This is a genomic window from Methanoculleus sp. UBA413, from assembly GCF_002502935.1.
GTDB lineage: Archaea > Halobacteriota > Methanomicrobia > Methanomicrobiales > Methanoculleaceae > Methanoculleus > Methanoculleus bourgensis.
On the sequence record NZ_DAQR01000001.1, the window covers coordinates 713 to 26,578 of the forward strand.

Annotated in this window: 28 protein-coding genes and 1 tRNA gene; 14 read left to right on the top strand and 15 right to left on the bottom strand. The window is 60.7% G+C overall.

The window, feature by feature from the left end; all coding sequences use genetic code 11:
- Positions 1–73: 73 nt before the first annotated feature.
- Positions 74–1,366 (top strand): serpin family protein, encoded by a 1,293-nt coding sequence (locus BP858_RS00005; protein WP_286878501.1) that lies wholly within the window; start codon positions 74–76, stop codon positions 1,364–1,366.
- A gap of 22 nt (positions 1,367–1,388) precedes the next feature.
- Here the strand turns inward: BP858_RS00005 and BP858_RS00010 are convergent, their stop codons facing one another.
- Positions 1,389–2,147 (bottom strand): TrmB family transcriptional regulator, encoded by a 759-nt coding sequence (locus tag BP858_RS00010; protein WP_286878502.1) that lies wholly within the window; start codon positions 2,145–2,147, stop codon positions 1,389–1,391.
- Between the two features lie 852 nt (positions 2,148–2,999).
- Here BP858_RS00010 and BP858_RS00015 point away from each other — a divergent pair.
- Positions 3,000–5,243, top strand: a complete 2,244-nt coding sequence (locus BP858_RS00015; protein ID WP_074175849.1) for an efflux RND transporter permease subunit — start codon at positions 3,000–3,002, stop codon at positions 5,241–5,243.
- A 126-nt stretch (positions 5,244–5,369) separates the two neighbouring features.
- On the top strand, positions 5,370–6,068 hold the full coding sequence (locus BP858_RS00020) for a mechanosensitive ion channel family protein (protein ID WP_062261716.1): 699 nt from the start codon (positions 5,370–5,372) through the stop codon (positions 6,066–6,068).
- A 24-nt stretch (positions 6,069–6,092) separates the two neighbouring features.
- Here BP858_RS00020 and BP858_RS00025 read toward each other — a convergent pair whose 3' ends face one another.
- Positions 6,093–6,875, bottom strand: a complete 783-nt coding sequence (locus tag BP858_RS00025) for a 4Fe-4S binding protein (protein ID WP_286878503.1) — start codon at positions 6,873–6,875, stop codon at positions 6,093–6,095.
- Between the two features lie 94 nt (positions 6,876–6,969).
- Between BP858_RS00025 and BP858_RS00030 the strand changes: the two genes are divergently transcribed.
- A complete protein-coding gene (locus tag BP858_RS00030; RefSeq protein WP_074175851.1) occupies positions 6,970–7,242 on the top strand; it encodes a hypothetical protein in 273 nt (90 codons plus the stop codon).
- Between the two features lie 17 nt (positions 7,243–7,259).
- On the opposite strand, the gene BP858_RS00035 is transcribed toward BP858_RS00030, so the two are convergent.
- Positions 7,260–7,433 carry a hypothetical protein gene (locus BP858_RS00035; protein WP_286878504.1) on the bottom strand — a complete coding sequence of 58 codons (174 nt, stop codon included), beginning with the start codon at positions 7,431–7,433 and terminating at the stop codon, positions 7,260–7,262.
- A 15-nt stretch (positions 7,434–7,448) separates the two neighbouring features.
- A complete protein-coding gene (locus BP858_RS00040; RefSeq protein ID WP_074175852.1) occupies positions 7,449–7,829 on the bottom strand; it encodes a hypothetical protein in 381 nt (126 codons plus the stop codon).
- Between the two features lie 185 nt (positions 7,830–8,014).
- Here BP858_RS00040 and BP858_RS00045 point away from each other — a divergent pair, with 185 nt between their 5' ends.
- Positions 8,015–8,209 (top strand): hypothetical protein, encoded by a 195-nt coding sequence (locus BP858_RS00045; RefSeq protein ID WP_074175853.1) that lies wholly within the window; start codon positions 8,015–8,017, stop codon positions 8,207–8,209.
- Positions 8,210–8,224: 15 nt separating this feature from the next.
- Here BP858_RS00045 and BP858_RS00050 read toward each other — a convergent pair whose 3' ends face one another.
- From BP858_RS00050 to BP858_RS00065, 4 genes are all read right to left on the bottom strand, one after another.
- On the bottom strand, positions 8,225–9,064 hold the full coding sequence (locus tag BP858_RS00050; protein ID WP_074175854.1) for a lipase family alpha/beta hydrolase: 840 nt from the start codon (positions 9,062–9,064) through the stop codon (positions 8,225–8,227).
- A gap of 66 nt (positions 9,065–9,130) precedes the next feature.
- Complete coding sequence (locus tag BP858_RS00055) at positions 9,131–12,265, bottom strand: DUF3427 domain-containing protein (protein ID WP_062261701.1); 3,135 nt, start codon at positions 12,263–12,265, stop codon at positions 9,131–9,133.
- Positions 12,266–12,422: 157 nt separating this feature from the next.
- On the bottom strand, positions 12,423–12,764 hold the full coding sequence (locus BP858_RS00060; RefSeq protein WP_062261698.1) for a hypothetical protein: 342 nt from the start codon (positions 12,762–12,764) through the stop codon (positions 12,423–12,425).
- A 136-nt stretch (positions 12,765–12,900) separates the two neighbouring features.
- A complete protein-coding gene (locus BP858_RS00065) occupies positions 12,901–14,097 on the bottom strand; it encodes a deoxyguanosinetriphosphate triphosphohydrolase family protein (protein ID WP_062261695.1) in 1,197 nt (398 codons plus the stop codon).
- Between the two features lie 195 nt (positions 14,098–14,292).
- Between BP858_RS00065 and BP858_RS00070 the strand changes: the two genes are divergently transcribed.
- Positions 14,293–15,186, top strand: a complete 894-nt coding sequence (locus BP858_RS00070) for a hypothetical protein (RefSeq protein ID WP_062261690.1) — start codon at positions 14,293–14,295, stop codon at positions 15,184–15,186.
- Between the two features lie 2 nt (positions 15,187–15,188).
- Here BP858_RS00070 and BP858_RS00075 read toward each other — a convergent pair whose 3' ends face one another.
- The gene (locus BP858_RS00075) at positions 15,189–15,455 is read right to left on the bottom strand and encodes a hypothetical protein (RefSeq protein WP_062261687.1); all 267 of its coding nucleotides are present in this window, start codon (positions 15,453–15,455) and stop codon (positions 15,189–15,191) included.
- A 289-nt stretch (positions 15,456–15,744) separates the two neighbouring features.
- Between BP858_RS00075 and BP858_RS00080 the strand changes: the two genes are divergently transcribed.
- The 6 genes from BP858_RS00080 (at position 15,745) to BP858_RS00105 (ending at position 19,702) form a co-directional block, all read left to right on the top strand.
- Positions 15,745–16,155 carry a hypothetical protein gene (locus BP858_RS00080; protein WP_014866304.1) on the top strand — a complete coding sequence of 137 codons (411 nt, stop codon included), beginning with the start codon at positions 15,745–15,747 and terminating at the stop codon, positions 16,153–16,155.
- Positions 16,156–16,429: 274 nt separating this feature from the next.
- Positions 16,430–16,783 carry a DUF5518 domain-containing protein gene (locus BP858_RS00085; RefSeq protein ID WP_062261681.1) on the top strand — a complete coding sequence of 118 codons (354 nt, stop codon included), beginning with the start codon at positions 16,430–16,432 and terminating at the stop codon, positions 16,781–16,783.
- A gap of 359 nt (positions 16,784–17,142) precedes the next feature.
- Complete coding sequence (locus BP858_RS00090) at positions 17,143–17,703, top strand: DUF1269 domain-containing protein (RefSeq protein ID WP_286878505.1); 561 nt, start codon at positions 17,143–17,145, stop codon at positions 17,701–17,703.
- A 324-nt stretch (positions 17,704–18,027) separates the two neighbouring features.
- A complete protein-coding gene (locus BP858_RS00095; RefSeq protein ID WP_014866300.1) occupies positions 18,028–19,074 on the top strand; it encodes a hypothetical protein in 1,047 nt (348 codons plus the stop codon).
- Positions 19,075–19,356 (top strand): hypothetical protein, encoded by a 282-nt coding sequence (locus BP858_RS00100; protein WP_074175857.1) that lies wholly within the window; start codon positions 19,075–19,077, stop codon positions 19,354–19,356.
- 64 nt (positions 19,357–19,420) lie between these two features.
- Entirely contained in the window at positions 19,421–19,702 is a 282-nt protein-coding gene (locus BP858_RS00105) for a hypothetical protein (protein ID WP_286878506.1), read from the top strand.
- Positions 19,703–19,717: 15 nt separating this feature from the next.
- On the opposite strand, the gene BP858_RS00110 is transcribed toward BP858_RS00105, so the two are convergent.
- A tRNA-Thr gene (locus BP858_RS00110) sits at positions 19,718–19,789 on the bottom strand.
- 62 nt (positions 19,790–19,851) lie between these two features.
- Positions 19,852–20,148, bottom strand: coding sequence for a DUF3467 domain-containing protein (locus BP858_RS00115; protein WP_014866297.1), 297 nt, complete (start codon positions 20,146–20,148; stop codon positions 19,852–19,854).
- 281 nt (positions 20,149–20,429) lie between these two features.
- Between BP858_RS00115 and BP858_RS00120 the strand changes: the two genes are divergently transcribed.
- Positions 20,430–21,092, top strand: coding sequence for a CRISPR-associated protein Cas4 (locus BP858_RS00120; RefSeq protein WP_062261672.1), 663 nt, complete (start codon positions 20,430–20,432; stop codon positions 21,090–21,092).
- Between the two features lies 1 nt (position 21,093).
- On the opposite strand, the gene BP858_RS00125 is transcribed toward BP858_RS00120, so the two are convergent.
- The 4 genes from BP858_RS00125 to BP858_RS00140 form a co-directional block, all read right to left on the bottom strand.
- The gene (locus BP858_RS00125) at positions 21,094–22,023 is read right to left on the bottom strand and encodes a DNA polymerase subunit beta (RefSeq protein WP_074175860.1); all 930 of its coding nucleotides are present in this window, start codon (positions 22,021–22,023) and stop codon (positions 21,094–21,096) included.
- Positions 22,020–22,595, bottom strand: coding sequence for an L-threonylcarbamoyladenylate synthase (locus tag BP858_RS00130; protein ID WP_286878507.1), 576 nt, complete (start codon positions 22,593–22,595; stop codon positions 22,020–22,022). The genes BP858_RS00125 and BP858_RS00130 overlap by 4 nt, the downstream gene beginning before the upstream one ends.
- The gene (locus BP858_RS00135) at positions 22,595–23,272 is read right to left on the bottom strand and encodes a DUF5612 domain-containing protein (protein ID WP_214166069.1); all 678 of its coding nucleotides are present in this window, start codon (positions 23,270–23,272) and stop codon (positions 22,595–22,597) included. Before BP858_RS00135 ends, BP858_RS00130 begins: the two co-directional genes overlap by 1 nt.
- A 101-nt stretch (positions 23,273–23,373) precedes the next feature.
- A complete protein-coding gene (locus tag BP858_RS00140; RefSeq protein ID WP_074175862.1) occupies positions 23,374–24,456 on the bottom strand; it encodes a lysylphosphatidylglycerol synthase transmembrane domain-containing protein in 1,083 nt (360 codons plus the stop codon).
- 147 nt (positions 24,457–24,603) lie between these two features.
- Here BP858_RS00140 and BP858_RS00145 point away from each other — a divergent pair, with 147 nt between their 5' ends.
- Positions 24,604–25,773, top strand: a complete 1,170-nt coding sequence (locus tag BP858_RS00145) for an MFS transporter (protein ID WP_286878508.1) — start codon at positions 24,604–24,606, stop codon at positions 25,771–25,773.
- Positions 25,774–25,866 lie beyond the last annotated feature (93 nt).

The following is a 25,866-nucleotide window of genomic DNA, read 5'->3' on the forward strand; positions in this document are numbered from 1 at the left end:
CGGTGCGGTAAGACTTCGAAAAAAGTCGAAGTCAACGCATGTTATAACTATCCGGTGCCCCATAGACCAGATCATGAACAGAAATGCCATCTTCATACTGCTCCTGGCATCCCTCACCGCGCTCGGCTGCATCGCCGCGGGGTGCACAGAGATGCAGGGGGCGACAACCGCGGACCCCACGCCACCGCCAGGGGAGGAGACGCCGGCCGGCGATGTCGGCAACGTGACGGCCGGGAACACCAGGTTTGCATTTGACCTCTACCGGCAGCTCGCAGCCGACCCGCAATACACGGACCAGAACCTCTTCTTCTCGCCCTACAGCATCTCCTCAGCCCTTGCGATCACCTACGAGGGCGCCCGTGGCACGACCGCCGATGAGATCAGGACGGTGCTCCACCTCCCGGCAAACGACACCATCAGAAGAGTTGGATTCTCAGCGATCGATGCCGGCCTGAACCACGGCGATGAAAACTACACCCTCCACACCGCAAACGCCCTCTGGGCCGAGGAGACGCATCAGTTCCTCCCTGAGTACATCGATGTGGCTGAACACTGGTACTCGGCAAACGCAACAAACCTTGATTTTGCCGGCAACCCCGAGGCCTCGCGGCAGACGATCAACCGGTGGGTGGAGGGAGAGACCGAAGACCGGATCCGCGACCTCCTCCCAGCCGGGTCGATCGATACCATGACCAGGCTCGTGATCACAAACGCCGTCTACTTCAAGGGTACCTGGGTCAACCAATTCGATCTGAACAAGACAAAAGAGGCAGAGTTCCGGGTCGGACCAAACGAGACCGTGCGCGTCCCGATGATGCACCGGACTGATGAAGATGCCATTTACGGGTACAACGAGACCGATACCCTCCAGGTGCTTGAGATGCCGTATGCCCACGAAAGCGGCAGCGAACTTGCGATGCTCGTCCTCCTGCCGGTAGGCGATAACCTGGCGGCCGCGGAGGAGGTCCTTGCTGCAGAGAAGATCGCAGACCTCCGGCAGTCGCTGGTCAAACAGCAGGTTCGAGTCTCCTTCCCGAAGTTCACGCTCGAGAACGGCTACAGCCTCCCGGAGACGCTCGCAGCGATGGGGATGCCGACGGCGTTTACCGACGCAGCCGACCTCTCAGGGATGGATGGCACGAAAGACCTCTTCATATCCGGGGTCGTCCATAAGGCGTTTGTCGACGTCAACGAAGAGGGCACCGAGGCCGCGGCGGCGACCGGGGTCGTCATGGGTATTACCAGTGCACGTCCTGATACCACGCCTGTCTTCCGGGCCGACCACCCGTTCATCTTCCTGATCACCGAGAAGGACTCTGGCACGATCCTCTTTGTGGGAAGGGTCGTAAACCCGGTGGGATCGTAAGGGTGCGGGGAACCCCCGCCCCTCACTCCGCCCGCACTCGTTCGACGATGGTCTTTTGCAGGTAGTTGATGATCGGCATATCAGACCCGACCACCGCGTACCGCCCCGACCCCGCGGTGACGATGGCGAAGAAGTCCCGGCCGTCCACCAGGATCGAGCACTCGTCCCGTATCACGCCGCTCGGCCCGATCTCATCCATCATCGGTCTGGTCTCCAGGAGTTCGATCACGGTCCCCCGGGCCTCGTAGATCGGGAGATTGATGCCCACATACTCCTCTTTTTTCCGCACGACCACGTAGAGATTGATCTTGCGCTCAAGGGGTTTGATGATGCCACAGTATTTCTTGAGAAACTCCGGGCTGTAGCAGAGGATGACCATGCTCTTCTTCACCCGCCGGAAGAGCGAGGAGATATGGTTCTCGATCGCCCACCCGCTCCGCAGGATGAAGAACGAGACCGGGGGAAGACGTGGTTTTATCGAGAGGGTCCTGAGCGCTTCCCGCGTCTCCTCGAGGGAGCGGACATAGTCGGCCTTCAGTCGGTCGAAGACCTGATCGATATCCAGCATGTAGTAGGAGGTCGGGGACCCCTCTTCCACGCCGATGAACCCCCGCCGGGCCAGGTCGTTTAAGATCTCGTAGATCCGTCCCCGGGGGACCCCGCTCACCTCGTGGATGTCCCGGGCAGTCGCTTTCTGCAGCCCGACAAGCGTGGAATAGACGTTCGCCTCATACTCGTTCATCCCAAGAGCGCGGAGCCCCGGGATAATCTCTGGAGTCATTGCACCTCCATTTAGTTGCAACAGACTTATGGCTTGCGAAGAGAGATGTTTACATCGGCGAGAGAGAAACCATCTCCTCGCAAGACGAGTCCACCGGAGAGCAGCCCTGTTGTCCATGAGGTTCCACTCATCAGCAGGTCCACGCGCTCGAGGACCGGAAGTCAACCCGGGCATCTCCGCCTCCATCGACACGACAGTGCTCCGGTGAGGACTGAAGAGAGCAGCACGCAAGAGATAATCACCAGAAGCAACAGACGACAATACAGTGCCGGATAATCCCTGATGAGACCATACTCAGGATCTCAAGGAACATCCTTCATCAACATGCCCGGGAAGCGTACCCGGCGGCAGGCTCAGGTGTGGCTGAGCCGCCGCCTATAACCAGAGATGACCGACGTGCGGCAACAAAAGAGCGCTCCCGACTCTATTCTTCGATAACAGATCTCCTCGCTGAGAGAGCCCTGGCCCCGGCGCGTCATCGCAAAGACCGGCTCCGCCGGGGTCGCGGTAGATTCATATTAGACCCCTTAAAAACAGTATCTCCACAAATAAGTCATTTCCAGTGAGGACACTCGTGAACACCACAACCACCTGCAAGACCGGGCCCCCGCAGGGCCAGAGGCCAGCGCACGCCAGGATACCGATCCCGGAAGAGGCCGGCCGGGTATGGACCGGGGCCCCGCTCCACCGTCCCGCCACAGACAGAGAATCAGCGATATCCCTGCCTGGTCACAGATGGGTATACCGGATCCAGAATCCCGGGAGGCTGCGACGCATCGCCCAGGACTACGGTATCGAGCCTGCCGGCAGGGACGATGACGGGTACGGGGAGAGAACGCTGGAGGCGCGTGCATGAAGAACCCCTATAAGTGGCTCGCCGGCACCATCAACAACCACACCTGGGCCGTCGCCGGGGTTGCCGTAGCCGTCTTTATCCTCGCATTTTTCGGGCTCTCGATGGTAACGATGGAGACCGGCGACGATACCTACATCGACAAGACTACCACGCGCGGTGCGCTCCTTGCTCACTACAAGGATACGTACGGCTCTGACGCCGTCATGCTCATCCACGAGGCTGACAGCGTCAGAAGCCTCGAAGTCCTCAGGTACATCGACAACCTCCACGAAGACCTCAGGAACGAGCGCTACGTCGCCGGGGTCACCGGGGTCGTCGACCTCCTCAAACAGGCCAACGGCGGCACCTTACCGGCATCAAAGGCAGAGATCGACTGGATCATCGGGCAGGCCCCGCCGGAACTCGTCGAGCAGATGATGCCCTCGGACCTCATGACCCTCAGCGTCATCACCCTTGAGCCCGGTGTCTCCATGGACGCCCAGGAGCAGGTCCTCGAGAACATCGAGTCTGCCATCAGTATATCAGAGCCCCCGCCCGGTCTTTCGGTCACGGTCTCCGGGAACCCGGCGTTCGCGAAAGAGATGGGCGAGGCGATAGGGACCGAGATGGGCGTGCTGATCCTTGCGGCCATGCTGCTCATGATCCTTGCAGTCTCGCTCCTCTTCTCTCACGTCCGCTACCGCCTCCTCCCGGTTGGGGTCGTGGCTGTCGGACTCATCATGACCTTCGGGTTCATGGGCCTCTTCGGGATTCCGGTCAGCATGACGGTGGTCGGGGCGTTCCCGGTGCTCATCGGGATCGGGATCGACTACGCCATCCAGTTCCACGCCCGGTTCGACGAGGAGATCAGGAGCAGCACGATCCCGGAAGCCATACGGGCCACCGTCACGCAGATGGGCCCTTCAGTCCTCATCGCGATGATGGCGACGTCGCTTGGGTTCATCGCGATGTTCTTCGCCCCGGTGCCGATGGTGGCCGACTTCGGGAGTGTCTGCACCATCGGGGTCATCTCCTGTTACGTCGCGGCGCTCATCATCGTCCCGGTCTTTGCGATCATCACCCGCTACCAGCCGAAGAAGGAGGCCGGGTCTTCTGCGGAGCCTGACAACTCTCTCATCGAACGGTATAACCGCCTCCTTGGGCGACTGGCGTATACCATCGCAAAACACCCGATCCCGGTCATCCTGCTTTTTGCTATGGTTGCGGCAGGAGGCTACCACCTCGACCAGAGCGTTCCCATCAGTGCGGACGAAAAAACCTTCGTCCCCTCAGATATGCCCCCTCTCCTGGATATGGAGAAGGTCACCCGGACGATGGGGGCAACGAGCACCATCCCGATCATCGTGACCGGCGAGAACGTCCTCAGTCATGAGACGCTTAGATGGATAGCAGAGTTTGGGGCGTATGAGATCGAACGCAACGACAAGATAACCGGGGTTACCAGCATCGCAACCCTGCTTGCAGATCAGAATGGTGGGGTCCTGCCCGAAACCAGCGCGGAGGTCGCCGAGGTTCTCGCCCGGATCCCGGTGGAAACCCAGAAACGCTACCTCAACGGGAACATGGAGACGGTGCTTGAGTTCTCCACGGTCTCGATGGAGATGGACGTCGCCAAGTCCCTCATCGAGAAGATGCGGCGCGATGCGACGTGGAATGAACCTCCGGTCGGTGTTGGGGTGATGGTGACGGGCGGCCTTGAGATGTTCGCCGCCGTCATGGATGATATCAGTGATTCGAGGACGCTGATGACCGTGCTCGGGTTTGCCTTCATCTTCGGGTTCCTGGTCCTCGTCTACCGGAAGACCAGCGCCGTCTCGCCGGTGATCCCGATCGCTTTCATCGTGGGCTGGAACGGGGCCATTATGTACTTCCTCGGTCTCGACTACACCCCGCTGACCGCCGTCCTCGGGTCGATGACCATCGGGGTGGCCTCGGAGTACACTATCTTGATCATGGAGCGGTGCGAGGAGGAACTGGCACGGGGCATGGAGTTCCTTGACGCCATCCAGACTGCCGTGCAGAAGATCGGGACCGCAGTGACGGTCTCGGGGATGACGACGGTCTTTGGGTTTGCGGCGCTCACCCTCTCGACGTTCAATATCATCAGTAACTTCGGGATCGTGACGGTCATATCGGTCGGGTTCTCGCTCGTGGGCGCGATCGTCGTCATGCCGGCGGTGCTCGCGCTCATGTACCGCCCCGCACGGGACAGGCGGAAACCGGTAGTGGCCGGTCCCTGACCGGCACCCTCCGCGGTGACCAGGGACGGTTTCTCTGCCCTCCGTCCTCCACCAGAACCCCTGCCGGGTGCGGTGGAACATCAGATTAATATAGTACCTGCCATATTCTTGGCACGGTGGTATACCGTGGCAAAAGAAGACGTCACGGCGCAGATACTGGCGCCGTTTGAGCCAGCTCAAGAACTGGCCCGCAATGTCATTCTGTTTCTACCAAACATCATTGCAGCAATCATCATTCTCATCATCGGCTGGATCCTGGGACGGATCCTTGGAAGAGTTGTTGCCGAGATCCTCGACCGGATCGGTGTCGACGACGCCCTCAGGAAGACGTCGGTCGGGGCACACATCGAGAAGTCGGGGGTGAGTATCGTCCGGTTATTCGATCTCATCGTCCGCTGGCTCATCTACCTCATCGCGATCCTCGCGGCTGTCAGCGTCCTCCAGATTGCATCCCTGACGGCGGCGGTCGCGGCCATCGTGGCCTACATCCCGAACATCATCGCGTTCATCCTGATCCTGGTCGTCGGGATCATCCTGATCGACTGGCTCATGGACCTCCTCGAGGGTATGGGAGAAGCGCAGAGGATCGAGGGTTTCGGTGTGATCGCGATGGCACTAAGGGCGTTCCTCTACTTTATCGTCGTCATCCTCGCGCTCCAGCAGCTCCTGCTCGACCTCTCGATCATCTACGTCTTCGTCGTCCCGCTCGCCTGGGGAGTTGCGCTCGGGCTTGGTGCGGCGATCGCCATCATCGTCGGGCTCGGTCTCAAGGACCGGGCGCCTGAGATGATGGACCGGTTGACGGGCAGGGTAAAACAGGAATAACCCAATTTTTCGTGGTCGGGCTTCTTACAGCCCACCATACCTCTGTACGTGTTCCCGGGCCCGGCGGTACCGGGGTTCCTCGCCACCGGCAGGGGCGTAATGCTGCCGGTCCTCCCCCACCGGGCAGACCGTGATGCAGATGCCGCAGGGGGAGATGTGGCGCCGGGCGAGATCGGCGCTGTTCGCGGCGCAGGCTGCCTTATCTGTGAGCCCTTCGGGGTAGTCCCGCCCGTCGAGCGCACCCGCAGGACAGGCCTCGACACACTTCATGCACCGGGTGCAGAGGTCGTCTTCCCGCAGGGGGTCGGGCGGGAGGTCTGCGGCGGTGAGGACCGAACCGAACCTGACCCGGGGTCCGTATTCGGGCGTGATGAGGGCGTTGTTCACGCCGAAGGTCCCGAGTCCGGCGAGGAATGCGGCGTGCCGGTGCGAGAAGAAGGCAACGGGGTTCTTCCGGAGGACCTCGATACTCCCGTAGCCATCCCGGGGAACGAAGACCGAGGGGTAACCGCGGTCGTTGAGGAAGGACGCGAGCCGGTAGGTGTACTGGTCGAGCAGGGTGTTGACGATCTTGTAGAGTTCGTGGTAGTAGATCGAGGGAGCGGTCGCAAGCACCGGGAGGTGGACCGGGAGGCCGATGACGATCACAGACCGGGCGAGAGGAAATATCGATTGCGGGTAGAACTCCTCCGGCATCCAGGGTTCAAACGGCGGGTTCTCCCACCGGCCCGTGCCCGCGACCCCGACGAGCGGGATCTCCATCCTCCGGCCCCGGCGGAGGACTGCTGCCTTCAGGTCGTGGTTCATAGATATGAGATCTCTTGCGCCGGGATGGAAAAAATCTTCCCCGATCCCCGGCAGGAAACCAGGTTTTTATCCGATGCCTGCGTATTTTTAGTGCATGAGCGAAGAACACGGTCACTTCGAGCAGGGCCGCTGGGTCGAGGACTCCGAACCCGCGGCTGATGCCCCGGCTATCGAGGAACGGATCCAGGAGGCCTCCTGCTCGGTCCAGAAGGCGATCGATGATGTCGTCGGGCTCGGCCATCACCTCTTCGGGACACAGGAAGGCCGGGAGCATATCGAGCGGAAAGCGCGGGCGGCCGGTGCCGATCTCTCGCGTGCGATCAACGATGTTGCGGAATCGGCCCGGCGGGCTCTGAAGCGCCACTGAGCGGGCCGCCCCCTTTATTAGAAGGCCAGGCGGACGAGCCCCAACGCCGCTGCCATGACCACGATGACCGCGATCACCCACCCGGCGGTCATGCAGAGGATGGATATCCTGCGCGGGTACTGGAAGAGCCAGGCAACGACGGGGGCTCCGTAGAGGGCGATCCCGGGGATCCATATGATCGGGATGAGCATCAGGGCCCCATAGTGCTACAGGTAGTCAATCCTGCCCATTTTTGCATCAATTTTTCTAAGTAGCCGCTGGATAAAAAGGGAGCGCTCGGCGAAGAGGTCGCAGATCTCAAGGATCCCGATCATGACAGCGACCGCAACCGATGTCAGGAAGACGAGGACAACCGCCGGGTGCTGCCCGAACGAGAGGCCGACGAGGGCTGCGGCTGCCTGGAGGAGGAAGGTCGATGCGATGAGGGTGAAGACCGCCGGCAGGGGTACGCCGAAGGCGAGGCCGAGGAGGTGCGGGATCACCAGGAGGAAGAGGACCACAAACCCAATGGACCGTGCGATCCGCATCCGGCAGGCTTCCGGAGAGATCCTGCGCTCGCATTCCTCGATAGCGGCAATCCTGATCATCGATTCTCTCTTATATCGCCGAAGTAGATGAACCTGTGCATGGGGGTGGGTCCGGGTATACCGATGCTGCCAAGGGTTCGCCACCGATCAGGGGCTTTCTGTCCCCCTCAACCGTACGTATCCCCCACCGCCGGCGCGGTGCAAAAAAATAGGTATTTATCAGGAGTGGATCCATCACCACGTTCATGAGCGAGGCGAAAGGCCACTTTGAGCGGGGGCGGTGGGTCGAGGAACCCAAGCCTGCACCGGCAGCTCCGACCGCCGGGACACCTGATGCGCACGAGCAGATCGAAGAGGCGGCACGGAAGGCCGGGGAGGACCTGGAGCGGGCGATCAACGCCTGGGCGGAGTCCGCACGAAAGGCTTTAGAGAGGCGGTGAGCGGTTCCGGGGAGTCTATACTTCTTCAGGAGAGACCCTGCCGGGCACGGCGTCAGGGTTAGCGAGGTACTCCATGATCCGCGCGACGACCTCGGGGTTCCTTGGCAGACCGGTGTGGCAGTAGTGCTCCGGGTTCCGGGCGAGGTTCCCGGGGTCTCGCGGGAGGATATCGATGCCCGCTCCCGGGAGGTATGAGTCGGTATGAGGGACGATCCCGTCGCCGGCGTACGTCGTCCGCCACTCTCCGTCCGGGGCGAGTTCCCATGTCCTGCCGTCGAAGGCCGGGAAGAACGCCGGTGTCGCGGTGAGGTTCGCGGCCAGAATGATCCGGTAGGCGATATCGTCGCGGGTTCCTGCAGCCCGGAGCGCCGCAACGGTCCTGCTCCGGGGCCGAAACTCCTGGACGATGGTGTCATCGTTAGGGTCGTAGTCCCGCGGCACGAAGACACCAGCAAGGCTCCGGATCACCTCGGGGCCCAGGTCGGGGTCGTTGAAGAGTTCGGCCATCGCTGAACCGTTGTTCGGCGGGCCGATCCCGACGAGCAGCCGGACCTGCTCTTCCTGTGCGCCGCCGTCGAGGACCTCGAGCAGGTAGCGGGCGATGCAGGTCCCCATCGAGTGGCAGACAAGGTCGACCGGGCCGCCGTATCCGGTCTCTTCCCGCTTTGCGTGGATGTAATCCCGGAGGGCGGCGGCGATCGCCTCTGTTCCGGCGTTCTGCATCGCTGTGTGGTCAAAGTTCCAGCAGGGCACCGCCGCGCCCGAGAGCCCGGGGGTGAGACGGTTCCAGATGCCGGGATGGCTCCGCCACCCGTGGACAAGGACTGCCGGACATCGCTCCGGGTTTGTCGGAATTGTATCACGCCTCCCAGTGGTTTGTCCTATGTCTGGTGCACCGCGGAGATGTAGGTTTCGGTGCTGTTATCCCACAACCATCTTGTTTGCCTTCAGGAAGAAGCCCGCCGGCATCGGATAGTCGAGTTCCCATATGATACTCATCGGTCGGCTCCCCTCGTGGGAGCGGTACCGGGCAGTCCCGAGGAAGATGTAGGGTTGCGTGACGCCGTTGATCTTGTTGAACTCGCGGACAAAGAGGAGGACCCTGCTCCCGCGACGTTCATGTTCGATGTAGCGCCGACCGGTCTCCGTCGATGCCGATGTGGCGCTCTGGGACTGCCAGTGAAAGAGCTGCTCGTTGACGGCGTAGTCTTTGTACATTGTGGTGGGTGAATAGTGCTTCTCGGTCTTATTCAGGGTGACCAGGAATACATCAGCCTTCTTATCCTCGAGGTGCAGAATCCCTTCCTGGCTACCCGCTGCCGATTTCTCGGTCAGGGTGTAGTGGCCGAGGGCTGCAAAAGCCTGCGCCCGGGTGTAGGTAGCGTGGAGTTCAAGGGCGTTTGCGAAACCCAGGTCAATGGGTTTTTTCGGGTATTCGATATGTTTTCTGTTGTACTCAAGGAGGTCGTAGATCTCGCGTCGGAGCTCATTGTGCTCAAAAATATCAGGGAATATTTCCCCAACATCTATATCCTCCTGGGGGAGAGGCTCATCCTTCAGTGAGTAGTAGAAGAGTGCAAGCATGCATTCTTCTCGGGTTGAGAGGGTTTTTCGGGGGCGATGGTGGGGATCGGAGAGCAACCTCTGGATGAACTCGATTGCCCCCGGCGAGTCCAGAGTTGCCAGTCTGAGTGCCGCGATTTTAGGGAAGAGGCGGCCATCTGCATAGATCTCGGGGTATACACCTGCGAGAGCGGCAAATTGACAGAACGTCCCTCTCTGATAGATATCAAGGGGCCGAAGTCTGTATCGGTGAAGGAACTCCCCAAAACTCAGGGGTTCCCCGGTCTCGGCCTGGAACGAGCGCATCTTCTGGATGAGGGTGGATCGGTTCATGAGGTTTGCCTTGATATTCGCAAGGACCTTCTCCTGCGCCACTTTCTCAAAGTGGATATGGCAACCCTTCGGGAGCGAGTAGGAGTCCTGGGAGACCTGCTCGACCAGGCTCCTCCTGCCCGGTGAGAGGAGTGCTGCAATCCGCTCGCCGAACAGGAAGTTTTTGTTGTGATTCCCGATGAAATCGAGGACAGTCAGGCACTCCTTCCCTTCGGAGAGGCGGAGCCCCCGCCCGAGCTGCTGGAGAAAGACCGTGAGACTCTCGGTGGGGCGGAGGAAGAGGATGGTGTTCACCTCCGGGATATCAACGCCTTCGTTGTAGAGGTCGACAACGAAGATGAAATGGATCTCCCGTGTAACCAGACGCCTCTGGATAGTGGAACGCTCTTCTCGGGAACTTCCGGCATGAAGGCAGGCAGCCAGAATACCGGCCTCCTGAAACGATGCGGCCATATACTCCGCATGCTCCACGGATGCACAGAACCCAAGCCCGATGATATCACGGATATCAGTGGTATACTCCTGCACGGCACGGACGATCCGGTCAACCCGCTCTCTGTTTCCGGTATAGACCCTGGAGAGCTCAGTTGGGTCGTAGGCTCCCCGCCTCCATGCCACAGAATCAAGGTCCACGACATCGGTGACACCAAAGTAGTGGAACGGAGCGAGCAGTTTCCGATTGATCGCCTCAGGAAGCCGTATCTCGGCGGTGACCTTGCCGTTGAAATACTCGAGGATGTTAAGTCCATCCATCCGTTCCGGCGTTGCGGTGAGGCCAAGGAGGATCTTGGGATTGTAGTGCGCAAGGAGCCTCTGGTATGAGGGCGCAGCGGCGTGGTGAAACTCGTCGACGATGATCATATCGTAGTAGTCCGCGGGTGTGATATCTGGGAGGTTCCTGCTGTTCAGGCTCTGAATTGAGGTGAAGAGATACTCAACCTGCGCAGGCTCGCTCCCTCCGACCATGAGGTCCCCAAAGTTTGGGTCCCTGAGGATCCCCCGGAAGACCTGGATGCTCTGTTTCAGGATCTCCTCACGGTGAGCGACGAAGAGCAGCCGGGGGTACTCCCCTGGTCTCTTGATGAGGCTTTTGTAGTCAAACGCTGATATGACCGTTTTTCCCGTCCCGGTGGCGGCGACAATGAGGTTTTTGTAGTTGTTGTGCACCTCCCGCTCTACTTTTAGTTGATCGAGGATCTCCTTCTGATAATAGTAGGGCCTGATATCGAAGACCGGGCGGAGGTCTATCTCGCTCCTCCTCTCCTTAGAGAGGGCACGCTGTAATCTTTCCCGGCTCTCGGGTTTGTACGCGACAAACTCGGGGTCGTTCCAGTAGGTCTCAAACGTCTCGTTGATCTTCCTGATGATGTCGTATGAATCCTGCTCAGTGATCTTGACGTTCCACTCAAGGCCACTCGTTATCGCGGGGTTTGAGAGGTTTGATGACCCGATATAAGAGGTGGAGAAACCGTTGTTCCTGCGGAAGGTGTAGGTCTTCGCGTGCAGCCTGGTCCGTTCGGTGTCATAGGATATCTTGACAGTGGTGTTCTGGAGGGCCGCAAGGGCCTCGACTGCCTTTACGTCGGTCGCACCGGTGTAGGAGGTCGTGATCACCCGGAGCTGGCCTCGCTTGACAAACTCTTTCAGGTCATCGAGTATCAGCCGAAGCCCGCTCCACTTGATGAATGAGATGAGGAGGTCGACACGGTCAGCGGTTCTGATCTCCCTCCTGAGTTCATCCACGAGCCCGGGCTCTTTTGGGGACCCGGTGAAGAGGCTGCTCTGTGCGATAGAGGTCTCTGGACGGGCGGATAGAGCACTCTTTAATGCGGAAAGGTTGCCACGCTCCACAAGTCCGAGCAGAACCTCTGCGTCGGGCGTGATCGTACACCGCTCAAGGGTCGGATCCTGGAGTTCATTGGCAAGGTGCTCGATGAGGCGGTTGCAGGTCTGGACCTGATCTTCCAACGGGACGCGTTGCTCATCGGCAGACTGGAGGGCCGTTCTGAGGATCCAGGAGAAGTATCGTGAGAGGACTATCTGGGGGTCAAAACGCCTAAGGGGGCCTTTGAGGACCAGCCCTTCTTTCTCGGGACCGGTGAGTTTGGATGCGAGGTATTCGCTGATAATCTGTTCGTAGATCCCGGGGAGCAGTTCCATACTTTCCATTTGGGCGAGGTGTTAAAAATGGCTATGATATGCCTCAGCCTCATCGTAGCGGGGGAAAAACCGAAAGTTCAAGAAAAGGTCTCTGCTCACGAAGTTATCCAAAAACTCCCGCCGGGAGGGGAGATCCCCTCCCGGCATAGAATTTAGATCAGCTCACTTCGATGCTGTACTTATACGTCCGGGCAACATCCCCGTCCAGCGTGAGGCTGACCTTCTTTGTCTCCCCTGAGGGGATGAAGACCGTCGTCGATGCCTGGTCACGGACAAACTCCTTCTCCTCATCGATCAGCTTCGCCGTCACGGTGACGTCACCGTCAGCCCCGTCGTTCTGTATCACCGCGTTCACGTTATATACAAGCCCTTTGGAGAGGCTGACATCTTTGGTTGCAGAGTCCTCTACAACCTTCGGGTTCGGGCCACCAAGCCCCATACACCCGGCAGTCAGGACGAGAACCGCAGCCAGGCCGAGAATGAGAATGTGTCTGTTCATCTTTATACGTGCCCTATGGCGATATATGAATGTATAGGAACCATCAGGTTACATTCAAAGTCCCAAACCAGAATTGCCGGATGGATTCAGAAGATAATGGGAGATGGACCCCCTTTAACCGCCGGCTGCGGGAGGGTTACCCGCGGTATCTCGACTGCACCCGCTCCGGGAGGATGCACTGCCGGAAGACCTGCTCGAAGTAGCGGTCCGTCATCCCGGCGATGAAATCTCTCGTGAGTTCCGCAGGTCTGGCGGCATCGACATACCGCCGGGACGCCCACGGTGCATTGATCAGTTCTACATAGACCGGCGAGCCCTCACGTTCCTCCTCGATATCGTCAAGGATCTGGTCGAAGAGGTACCGGAACATGACCCGGATCTTCTCCTCGTTCTTCCGGAGCTTCGGACTCAGGTAGATGTGTTCCATATTGAAGTCCTTGAAGGCCGCAACAGAGGCCGAGGCCTCGTCTGAGAAGGCGATGCAGTCGGAATCGTAACTGGTCGCGATGATATCCCTGATGAGGACATCGAGCACCGTCCGGTTGATGTCGCAGAATGCCTCCTTCCCGGTGATACCGAAGAGGTCGATGCAGTTCTCCGGGAACTCCTCGAGGTCCTGGTCGTCGATGATCTCGACCTCGAGCGCATCTTGTAGGTCGCGGCCGAGGTAGGATATGCTGTCTGCGCACCTGACCACGCAGCCTTCGCTCGTGAGGGGGAGGGCGTCGCCCCCGCCCTCGATCCTCCCCTGTTTTTCGGCCAATGAGTCCCAGTCGGCCTCCCCCTCGACCCTGAGAGACTGGTTATGGACTTCGCCGTTATGACAGAGGATCCCGTCCAGCACCTGCAGGGTGAGGTCGCAGTCTTCGACGCTGTCGAGGAACCGGACACTCTGGACGTTGTGCCAAAAGCCGCCGATCCCGTGTTCCCGGCAGAGGCCATCGAGGATCTCCTCCCCGAGATGCCCATAGGGGGCGTGGCCGATGTCGTGGCCGAGGGCTATCGCCTCGATCAGGTCTTCGTTCAGGTTGAGGGCCCGCCCGATCGTCCTCGCGATCTTTGACGCGAGCTGCACGTGGAGGACGCGGTGGGTGATGTGATCGTTCTCGACGAGGTAGAAGACCTGGGTCTTGTCGATGTAGCGCGAGTAGGCCTTCGAGTGGATGATCCGATCCGCGTCCCGGGAGAACGGCGGCCTGATGGCCGGCTCCTCGGGTCTGTGGCCGGATCGCCGGAGATACTCGGCGTTCCTGGTCGCGCGGGGCGAGAGGAGGAGTTCGCGGTCGGCCATGCTTTCGGCCATCCGGTCGAGGGTGCTCTGCGGGATCTCCATCTGGTGTCCTCCCGGGCTGGGCTCCTGGTTCGTCGGAGCACCCCCCGGTAATGAGGTTTCGGGCGGGAAAGGGGAAAACCCTTTTCCCCGGGCGAAGAGGCGCCCGGGGGATTCCGGAAGTCTTAAGGAGGCAAATCCTCAATCGATTGTATGCCCGGGCATCTCCGGCGGAGATGGGGCGTGAGGTGATGAGGCATGCGATGTCCAGCCTGCGGTTTTGAGGATGAGGGCAGGTACTGCAGTAACTGCGGGGGGCTGCTCGCCGGGGAGACAAAGACCGCCCCGGCAAAGGGGTCGTGGTCAGATAGATGCCCGGTATGCCGGGCAAACCCCCTGGCAGAGACCATGAGCAGGGGGTTTCTCGGGCTGACATCCCGGGAGGTCTACTCGTGCCCCGGCTGTGGAGCGACGTTCACCCCTGCGGGCAACGGCTCGTTCAGGTTCTCGGGGGTAGCCGACCGGTCAAACCCGGTCTGGAAGAACTACGGCAAGCAGACCCTGACGGGCGATGAGTGGCGGCGGATCGCATACGGCGGCGTCTCTGATGCCAGGCAGCGGGAACTCGACCTTGAGTACGCGCTTGAAAAGATCCAGCAAGGGTTCGTCCCGGAACTCAGGGTAGAGACAAACGCTGTCCTCCTGAAGCGGGGTGAACGTGCGGTTGCGGTCATACCCGGGGTCACGCTCAAAGAACCGCGTTCTGTGCGGACGACATACGGCGGTGGTGCGGGCCCGAGTTTTCGGATCGCAAAGGGCGTCTACTTCAGGACGGGTGGGTTTGCGGCCAGGAGCGAGTCGCACGAAGAGATCAAGGTGATCGACTCGGGCACGCTCACGCTGACGAACCGGCGGATGGTCTTTACCGGCGGGAAGCGCACGATCAACTTCCCGCTTGGCAAGATCGTCGGTATGGAGCCCTACAGGGACGGTATTGCCGTCAACCGCGACGGCAAACAGAGGACCGAGTACTACACCGGCCTTGACAACGTTCATCTGACTATCCGCGTCGACGACCGGTCCCACGTCGTGCCGCTCTCCGGCATGATCCTCATGTGCATGGTGCAGGGTCTCATCAATAGCGAGGAATGAGGTCATCCTCCTCCTACCTCTGCCAGACGTTCGTCGATCCAGGCCGAGACGATCTTCTTCATATCCGGCCCCCTGAACTTCCCCGCCCGGGATTGCTCCACGAGGTGGTCCTCGAGGTCCTCGAGGATCCCGAAGATGAGGGGTTCGACCTCGTCATCGAGAACCCCGCCGCGGGCCCGGGCCGTCGCGGTGACGAGCTCGTGGAGGTGGTCCTCCTCGTCGGTGATATCAAGTACCTGCGCAATAGTAAAACGTACTTTCAGGGACATCGAAGGGGAGCTATGACCCTTCCTCTATTAGAATGCCATGAAGAGAGTTCGTGAAACTTCTCCGGGACGGCGGGCCTTGAGAGCCCGACCCTGAGGATGACCCGCACGACGAGCGCCAGGGCTTACGGCGCTCCATTGCCGGCGGGGTGGCAGATCGAAGAGCATCGGTGTGCCTTTGCCAGGCGGCCAGGAGCGCCGACCCCTTGGATCAACGTTAAGCTTTACGATAATTTTATATAACCTCCCTCATTACCCAGGCCCGAGCAATCATTCTGCTCGGGAGGTAGGTATGAAAACATGGGTACTTTTTGTCTCTGCGGTCCTCATCCTGGTCTGCGCTGCCGCCGGTTGCGTCCAGCCGAGTCAGGAAGAGGCGCAGGCACAGCTCTGCCAGGATCTCGGGAAACTCGGCGTGGCGCTTGAGAATATGCAGGGTCTCAATGCAACCTCTTCTGTGGGAGATATCCGGGATGCACGGGACCAGGTGCAGTCTGCCATGGAGGATGTCAGGAGCTCTGCAGACCAGGTCACGAACGTACGGATCGATGACCTCAACGCTGCGTATGATGATCTCGACCGGGCTGTGAAGGGGGTTCCTGACGATGCGTCTGTCCCTGAGGCCTTACAGACCATCCGTCCGGAGATACAGCGCGTCGTGGATGCACGCCAGAACCTCACAGCAGAGCTGAACTGTCCGTAACAGTGAGATGTGGGTGGGAACCCCACGAGGTCGGATAGCGTTCGAGGGGACCGGCGACCGGCGTGGAGGGGATGCGGGGGAGCACCACGGGAAAGAGGTGATCGGCCCGGCTTCCCCTCAGGTAGCCCTGCTCCAATTACCTGTCGCCGTCGGGGCGGTGGGCGTTGATCCCGCACCCGCCGACCATGAAATATCTGGCCACATCTTTATGTGCCAGCGCGAACATTTGCGCATCGTAGCCCGCAGCGATATGCAGGACAGGGAGGAATGACAGATGCGAAAAGTAGATCGACAGACCTTCTGGACCGGGGTGGTTATCGGGCTCTTTGTTGCGCTCATCATCAACTACCTGATCCTGATCGGCGGTGCGTTTGTCGGCGGTATTTTTGCGGGCTGGATCGCCGGAGAAAAGAAAACCGGAGGAAAAGCAGGTGTCTATACCGGCCTCTTAAACGCACTTGTCCTGGCAATGATCCTTGCGGTGCTGGGCGTCGAAGCTGCTCCAGGCGATCTCGCTCTTCTTCGCTTCCTCGGATCGACGTTCTACATCACCCTGATACTCTTCCCGGTCCTCGGCTTCATCGGCTATCTGGGAGGAGTGCTGGGAGGAGCCCTGAAGGAGCGCTGAACTGAGACCTGTAATGATCTCCGCCGGGTGGCGATATGCATGAGCACTCCCGGAAACGGCGCTGAAGAGGGGAGGATATGCCCGAACTGCCGGGAGCAACAGGCACGGTTGGCAGAGGGGGCATCCCCCCGTATAGTATGAGGTTTATAAAAAACATTTTATAGTAAATATCCTCCTTTACCCTGAACCCGCCTCCAGCATGAACACACCTGAAGATGCCAACGAAGAACTCCCGGTGAACGAGCAGGTGATCCACGCCTCCGGGGTTCCCGGTGCCGCGATCTCGGTTGGCAGCATGGACCGTGTGTATGGCTGGAGCGGGTCGGATGGTACCAGATTCTGTAAGGGGGGATATGGACATGGCCAAAGTATTGTATGGACCGATGCACCTCCTGGTCGTCGGATTCAAGAATCCAGACTTCCACGGCCAGATCCGGCGAGCGCTCGGGTCGGCGATGGAGGCGGGCACCGTCAGGCTGATCGATCTCCGGTTCGTGTACAAGGATGCGGACGGGAACGTCAGTTCCATGGAGGCCTCGCAACTGAGCGATGAGGAACGGGAGCGCTTCGGCTCCGCCGTCGGAGCGCTCATGGGCCTTGGCGCCGGCGGGGAGGAAGGAGCACGGAGAGGCGCTGAGGCCGGTGCCATGGCGGCTGCCCATCGGACCTTCGGTATGAACGAGGAGAACGTCCGGCGGATCTCCGAAATTATCCCGAACAACAGCGCTGCCGCGGTCTTCCTCATCGAGCACCTCTGGGCAAAGGATCTCAAAGAGGCTCTCCGGGATGCCAACGCATACCTCATCGCCGAGGGCATCGTCACCCCGGAAGCGCTCGTGATGGCCGGAGCGGCACTTGAGGAGGCGGTCGAAGCCGCGGAGGAGGAAGAGAAGAAGCCGATGGTGGCACCGGCACAGTAGGCGCGTGACGATCGGTCCCGGGGGCTTGGGATCTACGGTCCGCGGTGCACTTCGGGGTATAGTGGACCGTTTCACCTAATATTTTCCATGCGATGGTCGCGTGCGGCGGCGATCACTCCCACGCATCAGGACCCGCAACATAAGGCGAAATGCTCCAGTAGTGCCTCAGGTCTGCCGGAGGCTCTCTGTCCCCGGGGTGCAGACGTCAGCAGGAGGCCGGGCAGAACCTCAGGTAACCCGGGCTTACCCATACACATAAATGTTCATACGCAGACCGCCATTATAATCGATAGCTCGGAGGAGCGTGCGGGAGGGAACTGGTGAATGGTCCGATCGAGCAGAGAGATCGCTCTCTACATTAAGTCAAACGATAAAAACCACCCGGAGATATCCGTTAACGCTCTTATCAGCAACTTCCAGGCAATTCAAAATTTGATGTATATTATGGGGGACCACCTGGAGGGGCATCAACCAAGAACTGCAGGTGATTTCCCTAAGAGCGTGAAGCAGAACTGCGAGTTGGTTATATCACGGCTGGAGCAGGGCAGCGCCGCCATCACCATGAGGGTTTCACACGACCAGTACGGGCTGCCTGGTGCAGGCGGCACCTATGGAGAACGCGCGATCTCCCTCGTGGGCACTGTTATAGATATCGCGTCAAACCAAGAGGATATCTTCCCAGAAGTTGTTGAATTACTCCACGGCGACGAGCACCGGGCGATTCGGTCAGTTCAGGAATTGGAGAACCTCTGGCCTGATGAGGATTCAATATACGATGTAACTCTTGGGTTTGGCTCTTTGGGGCCGATCAAACTGGATCGCACAAGAAAGCCGATAATTAAGAACGCCCTGATAAGACCACCAAAACCAACTGAGAAGACAATATCGGGCCGTATGGTAGAGTTGAGGGTGGACAGGAAACGCCAGTTCGTCATCGATACTCCCGAAGGGAAGTACACGTGCAGATACCCTCCGGAGTTGGAAGAATTTGTCATCAAGAGGATTAAACAGCTCGTCAGCGTCAGCGGATCGATCGGGAAGACGGCACGCAGTATCAATATAGAGGGCGAAATGGCATTTAAACCCCTTAATTCCCTCCCACTTACTCATATCAGGTTTAATGAGGATATCCGCGAGCTGCGATATCCCATTGACCTGGAAGTTGAATTTGAGAACGACGAATACATTCTGTATAACAACGAGTTCAACCTCCTGGTCACATCCGGTAACCTGAAGGACGGGGTAGAACGGATTAACGACGAACTCAAGTTACTCTGGCTGGACTATGTTGAGGAGGAGACCGGGAATCTGACAGAAGGGGGGATTGTATTCCGCAACAAACTGCGTTCGCTTCTGGATGAGGGGATATAGTTGGGGACACGAAAAAACCGGGCGATCCAGAGAGCTCTGCTGAAGAAGGGATTTCAGCAGCATAACTCAAAGGACATCAAACTTACCCTGTACCATAACGGGAAGAAAACCCGGATTGTAACCTGGGTCAGCCACGGGACAAAAGAGATCAGCGATAAGTTGATAGGTATCATGGCAAAGCAGTTGAAGATAGAGAAGAGCGAGTTTGAAGATCTCGTTGACTGCGCTTTATCTGAGCAGGGCTTGATCGATATCTACCTCGACCGTGGGATCCAGTTTTAAGACGCTCATCCAGGGCAACCTCAGCATGAATCGCCTGACTACGCCCCGCCGGGAAAATGGTAACATGAGCCAGACATTTGACGAACTTCGCTCCGACATGGCAGAGCAGGAGAGGGAGCGCCTGTTTATCGAGGATATGGACCGCATCGAGGCGGAAGGGGATTTCGTGGAGCTGAAGATTTGCGTTCCGTACACTGATGAACGCAAAGCCTTTGACAAAAACCAGATTCTCTGTCCGAAAAGCCGGCGTTTTGTCATGAGAAAAACCGCAGGCACTCCCCTGATCTTTGATCGGCGGAAGACTGAGACCAGAGAAAGGGCCTGGAACAATCGAACAGGGCTTTGAACCTCGATGAAAAGAAGCCGCTGGAGGGATTCGAACCCCCGACCTGCTGATTACGAATCAGCCGCTATACCACTAAGCCACAGCGGCAACTGCCTTATACTATTGCACGTCCGGAATTAAAAAGGTATCACCTGCCGCCCCCGGCCCCCTCAGGAGTAACCCCGGATAGTGACGTTGCTCTCCTGGGGCTGGGCGGCCGCCGGGGCGGTGATCTGGCCGAACTTCTGCTCGTAGTCGGCCACGCTCTTCGCGAGCACCTCGACCAGGTTCTTCGCGTGCCGGGGGCTGATCGATACGATCGCCTTCGCCCGCGCCTGGTTCGTGCCGGGGATCTCGTGCAGGAAGAGGAACGTGAACTCATCCTCCTTGTAGGCGATCTGGATACGGTTCGAGTAGACCGGGTCGAGGTCGCCGGGAATATTGACTGATATCTCTCGGGTTGCCATATCCTCACTCTTCGATCCGCTCCGGCATAATGGTTGGTCTTCTCCGGCCGCCCGGCGGCGGGTGCATCGAGCCATCTTCATCTGCGGGCGTGAGGCGGATCGCCACCGCACGCGGAGGATCGCGAAGAGATAGTGCAGGGGACAGCAATCACACGGGCCTTCGCGGCCTCCCGCGTGAGGCTACGGTGCAATCGCTCCGCCAGGACCCACGCCCCTGTTTCAGAGTATACCCCGCTTTATAGGGGAAGGGCGTAAGTGTTGTACAGCGGGTTCGGTCACACATGGAGCAGTACATCCCGGTATCAGGCGTCGTCGCCTGCCATATCTGTCCCCGGCGCTACTACTTTGAGCGGTCTCTCGAGCACCCGGAGTCGCCCCGCTACACCGTCTGCAAACAGGTCTCCACGCACCTCGGGGAACTGCTCGACCCGGAGCGGATCTGGCAGGAGGTCCTCTGCATCCTCCCCGACGCTCCCCCCGAGACCCGGGAACTCTTCGACGAGTGCATCAGCGCCTGCCGAGAGACCGCCTGGCAGAGACCGGTCCAATCAGACCTTGCGGTCGAATCAGACATCCTCGGCATCAGGGGGCGGGTGGACAAGGTCTTTGAGGACGGCACGTTCGCCATCACCCGGTCGAGCACCGCCCCCGGGGCCGGCGTCTACGGCACCGACCGGCTCAGGATCGCCTGCTACGTCGCCTGCATCCGCGAGACCCTCGGGGGGACTGTCACCGGCGGCTACGTCGAGTACGTCTCAAGCGGCATCTGCCGGTTCGTCGAACCCCAGCCCCGGGACCGGCGGGCGATGATCAGGGCGATACGTGCAGCAAAGAGGGTTGTTGCGGGCGAGATCCCGAAGCGCCCGCTCCGGGCCCCCTGCGAGGGCTGCCCCCACCTCGAGCGGTGCACGGCCGGGCCGAGACGGCTCTCCGACCTCTTCTGATCTACCCTGAACTCTCAAGCAGGGTCTTTGATATGATATACTCCCCTTTCGCTTCCCGGGTCGTCCCGACGATCAGCCACCGCTCATCGCCGTGCCGCTCCACGACGCCCCGGGCCTCGATGACCTCCCCGGCGAGCGCCTGCCCCGAGTAGGTGTGGGTGAAGGAGAGCACCCGGGAGATCTCATCGTGGTCCACGGCGTAGACCGAGGGGCTGTCAAAGGAGAGGGAGGCGTCGGTGACCGTCGCCTCGATCGTCGCCCGCCTGAGCACCTCCCCCTTCCCGGGCGGGACCGCGTCCAGGTTCCCGTAGGCCCGGGTGTAGAGGAGGTCAAAGTAGGTCTCCTCAAACTCTCCCCGGTTCCACTTCCGCTGCTCATGCAGGACGAACGCGTCAAACGATATCTCCGGAACCCGCTTCTCGTAGACCTTCCGCCACATCCCCTCGCTCATCGCGGGGATCACCCCCGCCGCCACCAGGTGCCGGAGCTGGCGCTGGGCGGTAAACCAGGCGTCGCCGTAGACCACCATATCGATATCGGAGGCGGCGTTCTCAAGGCCGCAGAGGAGCGAGCCCGTGCACCCGAACGAGCCTGCCGGGAGGGGGAAGTGGGAGAGGAGCCTCCGCACCCGGACGCTTCTCGCCGCCACATGCCCGATCTCCTCTTCCGGCTTGTAGACCCGGACCACGTCGCTGTAGGGCACCCGGTGGACCGTATCCAGGTATTCGGGTTTATGCTCCCGAATCCAGGCGAAGGATTCGGCAAAATCGTATTTCCGGTACCGCCGGCCCGAGAGGTCTGTTCGCTCACCGGCCGGCTCAGGGACGTAACGGAGGATGCACCCGATGCGGTCGCTGTTGTCGTAGTTCGAGACCGCGTAGATGCAGCCATCCCGGTCCTCGATGAAGTCACGGAGTCGTACCGGCTTCATCGTAGAGTCTTGAGGAATGCTTCCACCGCTTCCCATTCTGCACCCTTCCGCAGGATACGCCGGGTGGTCAGGTCCACCACCGTGCTCGGCGTCCCCGGAAGTTCTCCGCCGTCGACCACATAGTCGTTCGGGACATAGACGTCCTCAGGCCGGGTCGGCGGGATTTCACCCGATACGTTCGCGCTGGTGGCGGTGATCGGGGAGTCGAGCCGCGCGATGATCGCAAGCGCGATCTCGTGGTCCGGCCACCTGATGCCGACGAGACCAGTGCCGCCGGTAAGGATTGCCGGCAGGCATGACTTCGCCGGGAGGACCACCGTCACCGGGCCGGGCAGGAACCGCTCGATGAAGGCCCGGGCGGCCTCGTCCAACACCGCAACGGCGCCGAGCATATCCATATCAGAGACCGCGATCGATATCGGTCTCGAGAGCGGGCGGTTCTTGGCCTCATAGACCTTCAGTACCGCGTCTTCAGAGAGGGCGTCCGCCCCGAGACCGTAGACCGTCTCGGTGGGGTAGACGATGAGCCCGTCTCTCCGCAGTACCCTGACTGCCATATCGATGGGATCCATCAGAATTCACGACCACGCACGCGATTGATATCAAAGACCGCCCTGCCGCTCACGTGCATCACGGCAAAGACGCCGGCCTGAATGGGGTCGGTCACGACCAGGTCGGCGTGCTGCGGGACGCTCCCCGCCATCTTGAGGGCGATCACCGGGATACCTGCCTGCCGGACCCGGTCCACGGCCCGCGAGACCTCGCCGCCCATCAGCGACCCGGCGAGCACCAGGATCGACGCCCGGGGGAGCCGGGCCACCGCGTCCACGGCGAGCGCAAGGTTCTGCTCGCCGACGAGGGGGATCGTGTCCACCGATATCCGCTCGCCGCGGATGTTGTGGCGGTCCGCCTCGTTCACGGCGCCCATCGCCACCTGCGCCACCTGCGCACCGCCGCCGATGATGATCACCCTCGACCCGAATATCCGGGAGAACGGCGGGTAGGTGGTGACGTCGACGACGGACGGAACCCGCGCAAGGTCGGCGATGAGGTTTCCGTGGTCGCCGCACTCCTCAAACTCAAAGTAGAGGTAGGCCTTCCCGGTGTTCGGGCCCGTGGTGAGGATCGACTGCTGGATCATCTGGATGTTTGCCTGGTAGTCTGCCATCACCGTGGCCACGTCACGCAGGACGCCGGCCCTGTTCTCGGTGATGATACTCAGGGCATACATGTCGGTATCGGTGGTCATGCTCTTCCCTCGCCGGAGATCCGGGTGCTCTCCGATCGTTTCGGTAACGGGATATTTTGGGTCATATCCGTGTTAGTGGATAAATTTGGGTCTTACAAGGGTTATAGGTTTTTGGTGTGCCGGGGGTCTGGATCGCCCTCGCCGGTCTCTCCGGACCGTTCCCTCGCCGCAAGGACGCCCGCGATGAGGCCGAGGGGGATGTTTGAGTAGTAGAGGATCAACCGCCAGAGGACGACGAAGAGGCCAAGGAGGTAGGCGGGCACGATCCGGCGATAAAGCGTGGCCGCGCCGATCTCTGATATCCCGGCCGCGCCGGGGATGAGCGGGATATCTGCGATCATCTGGAGGATCCCCTGGAAGAGGAAGGACTCCGGCAGGGACGGCGGCAGCCCGAGAGCGACGAGAAGGGCTGACGCCACGGAGAAGATGGAGATCCACTCGAAGATAGTGACCAGGAGCGCGCCGATGAGAGCCCGCCGGCCGCCTCTCACAAACCGGGAAAAGCCCGCGGTAAAGGCCTCAATCTCGTGGTCGATCCTCGCTCCCAGGGTACCTGCGTCCCCCGCGCCCGGACAGAACCGGAGCCAGCGCCGGCTCCGGCTGCACCGGTCCAGGACGCGGGTGGTGATGCCGCCTACCGCCCGTTTCATAAAAGACGGATGACGGATCAGGATGATGAGCAGGAGGATAAGGACCAGGACCAGAACCAGGAAGGCCGCGACCGGGTAGAGGACGGTGGCGGCGAGGTACCCCCAGAGGTGCCGGAGGGAGAGGAGTGCTGCGGCGGTGAGGGAGAAGAAGACCACGAGGTCCAGGACCCGCTCCACGACAACGACGGTGGTGGCGTCACCGACGGCGAGCCCGGAGAACGAGAGACGGTGGATCCGGACCGGTTCCCCGCCTACCTGGCCGGGGGTGATGGAACCCGCGAAGAGCGAGAGGAACAGGGTGAGCGTGAGAGCCGGGAACGGCACGGTGTAGCCGAGGCCCCGGCAGAGGACCCGGAGCCGCACCACCCGGCAGAGGTATGATGCGGCCTGGAACCCGAGCGCGAGGAGGATGGCGGCGATGCTGACCCGCCCGAGGTAGGCCCGGGTCTCGGGGGTGAAGGTCACCGCGAGGAGTCCTGCGAGAGCCGCGCCACTGAGGAGGAGCGAGAGCGCGATCCAGCGCAGGTTCTTCATGCCCGCCCCCCTCCCCGGCTGCTTATCCAGTGGTGCACCACAAGAGAAGGTAGGTGGCGGCAGGCCGTGATTATGGTTCCCCCGGAGGTTTTCGATCCGGCAGCCCTCAGGCAGAAATTATGGGCGATGAACGAGAGATCATCATCCATGGACGGCAGACGCCGGGCGGCCTACACCGTGATCATCCTCTTTGGTATCGTGAGCCTCTTTGGCGATATCATCTACGAAGGGGCGCGGAGCGTCGCCGGACCCTACCTCTACATCCTCGGCGCCGGTGCTCTCGCCGTCGGGGTGGTCGCGGGGCTCGGGGAGTTCCTCGGCTACGCCCTCCGCCTGGTCTCCGGGTATCTGGCCGACACCACACGGCACTACTGGGCGATCACCTTCATCGGCTACGGCATGCTCGCCGCGGTCCCGCTCCTCGCGCTCGCCGGATCCTGGGAAGGCGCCGCGCTCCTCCTCATCCTCGAGCGCGTGGGGAAGGGTATCAGGGTGCCGGCACGGGACGCCATCCTCGCAAACGCCACCGCGACGGTCGGCCGCGGCTGGGGGTTTGCCGTGCACGAGGCTCTCGACCAGGTCGGGGCGATCATCGGGCCGCTGATCTTTGCCGCCATCTTCCTCGTGGAAGGAGACTACCGGGGCGGGTTTGCCCTCCTCGCCATCCCATTTGTGCTGATGATCCTTGCCCTCCTCGTTGCCCGGCGCCGGGCGCCTGAACCGGCGTCGCTTGAGGCTGGTGGTCCCACTATCCAGGGAACCGCCCTCCCCGGGTCCCTGCTCCCCTACGGCGTCTTCACCGCGCTCACCATGGCAGGGTTTGCGGCGTTCCCGGTCATCGCCTACCACTTCACCGTCACCGGCACGGTCTCAGGGGCAGAGATCCCGTTCTTCTACGCCGTCGCCATGGGTGTCGACGCCGTCGCGGCTCTCGCGATCGGGCGGGCATACGACCGGTTCGGGCTTGTCACCCTCCTCTCCGTGCCGCTGCTCGCCATCGGCATCCCCTTCCTCGCCTTCGGGACGAGCTACGCCCTCGCGCTTGCCGCTGTTCTGCTCTGGGGCGCGGCGATGGGTGCGCAGGAGACGATCCTCCGGGCCGCCGTCGCTGACTACACCCATATCAGCAAACGCGGGACTGCCTACGGGATATTCAACACCATCTACGGGGCTGCCTGGTTTGTTGGGAGCGCCGTCATCGGGTGGGCCTACACGGTCGCCGTTCCGCTCGTCGTCGGGTTCCTGGTCGTGATGCAGGTCGGGGCGCTCCCAGCATTCGCCTGGATGCGACGCGGGTTTGCCGCACCGGCGGGCTGAAAAAAGGGGTATTGGGACGATCTGTCTGGCATATTGCTGGGTATCCGGCGGATCTCGCGGGCGGTGGGGTGTTCCCGCACGACCGCTGGATTC

Bases quoted from the DNA above. Each gene is read 5' to 3' on its own strand.
- BP858_RS00005 (WP_286878501.1), top strand. From the start codon at position 74: ATGAACAGAAATGCCATCTTCATACTGCTCCTGGCATCCCTCACCGCG.
- BP858_RS00010 (WP_286878502.1), bottom strand. From the start codon at position 2,147: ATGACTCCAGAGATTATCCCGGGGCTCCGCGCTCTTGGGATGAACGAG.
- BP858_RS00015 (WP_074175849.1), top strand. From the start codon at position 3,000: ATGAAGAACCCCTATAAGTGGCTCGCCGGCACCATCAACAACCACACC.
- BP858_RS00025 (WP_286878503.1), bottom strand. From the start codon at position 6,875: ATGAACCACGACCTGAAGGCAGCAGTCCTCCGCCGGGGCCGGAGGATG.
- BP858_RS00030 (WP_074175851.1), top strand. From the start codon at position 6,970: ATGAGCGAAGAACACGGTCACTTCGAGCAGGGCCGCTGGGTCGAGGAC.
- BP858_RS00035 (WP_286878504.1), bottom strand. From the start codon at position 7,433: ATGCTCATCCCGATCATATGGATCCCCGGGATCGCCCTCTACGGAGCC.
- BP858_RS00040 (WP_074175852.1), bottom strand. From the start codon at position 7,829: ATGATCAGGATTGCCGCTATCGAGGAATGCGAGCGCAGGATCTCTCCG.
- BP858_RS00045 (WP_074175853.1), top strand. From the start codon at position 8,015: ATGAGCGAGGCGAAAGGCCACTTTGAGCGGGGGCGGTGGGTCGAGGAA.
- BP858_RS00055 (WP_062261701.1), bottom strand. From the start codon at position 12,265: ATGGAACTGCTCCCCGGGATCTACGAACAGATTATCAGCGAATACCTC.
- BP858_RS00060 (WP_062261698.1), bottom strand. From the start codon at position 12,764: ATGAACAGACACATTCTCATTCTCGGCCTGGCTGCGGTTCTCGTCCTG.
- BP858_RS00065 (WP_062261695.1), bottom strand. From the start codon at position 14,097: ATGGAGATCCCGCAGAGCACCCTCGACCGGATGGCCGAAAGCATGGCC.
- BP858_RS00070 (WP_062261690.1), top strand. From the start codon at position 14,293: ATGCGATGTCCAGCCTGCGGTTTTGAGGATGAGGGCAGGTACTGCAGT.
- BP858_RS00075 (WP_062261687.1), bottom strand. From the start codon at position 15,455: ATGTCCCTGAAAGTACGTTTTACTATTGCGCAGGTACTTGATATCACC.
- BP858_RS00080 (WP_014866304.1), top strand. From the start codon at position 15,745: ATGAAAACATGGGTACTTTTTGTCTCTGCGGTCCTCATCCTGGTCTGC.
- BP858_RS00085 (WP_062261681.1), top strand. From the start codon at position 16,430: ATGCGAAAAGTAGATCGACAGACCTTCTGGACCGGGGTGGTTATCGGG.
- BP858_RS00090 (WP_286878505.1), top strand. From the start codon at position 17,143: ATGGCCAAAGTATTGTATGGACCGATGCACCTCCTGGTCGTCGGATTC.
- BP858_RS00095 (WP_014866300.1), top strand. From the start codon at position 18,028: ATGGTCCGATCGAGCAGAGAGATCGCTCTCTACATTAAGTCAAACGAT.
- BP858_RS00105 (WP_286878506.1), top strand. From the start codon at position 19,421: ATGAGCCAGACATTTGACGAACTTCGCTCCGACATGGCAGAGCAGGAG.
- BP858_RS00115 (WP_014866297.1), bottom strand. From the start codon at position 20,148: ATGGCAACCCGAGAGATATCAGTCAATATTCCCGGCGACCTCGACCCG.
- BP858_RS00120 (WP_062261672.1), top strand. From the start codon at position 20,430: ATGGAGCAGTACATCCCGGTATCAGGCGTCGTCGCCTGCCATATCTGT.
- BP858_RS00125 (WP_074175860.1), bottom strand. From the start codon at position 22,023: ATGAAGCCGGTACGACTCCGTGACTTCATCGAGGACCGGGATGGCTGC.
- BP858_RS00130 (WP_286878507.1), bottom strand. From the start codon at position 22,595: ATGGATCCCATCGATATGGCAGTCAGGGTACTGCGGAGAGACGGGCTC.
- BP858_RS00135 (WP_214166069.1), bottom strand. From the start codon at position 23,272: ATGACCACCGATACCGACATGTATGCCCTGAGTATCATCACCGAGAAC.
- BP858_RS00140 (WP_074175862.1), bottom strand. From the start codon at position 24,456: ATGAAGAACCTGCGCTGGATCGCGCTCTCGCTCCTCCTCAGTGGCGCG.
- BP858_RS00145 (WP_286878508.1), top strand. From the start codon at position 24,604: ATGGACGGCAGACGCCGGGCGGCCTACACCGTGATCATCCTCTTTGGT.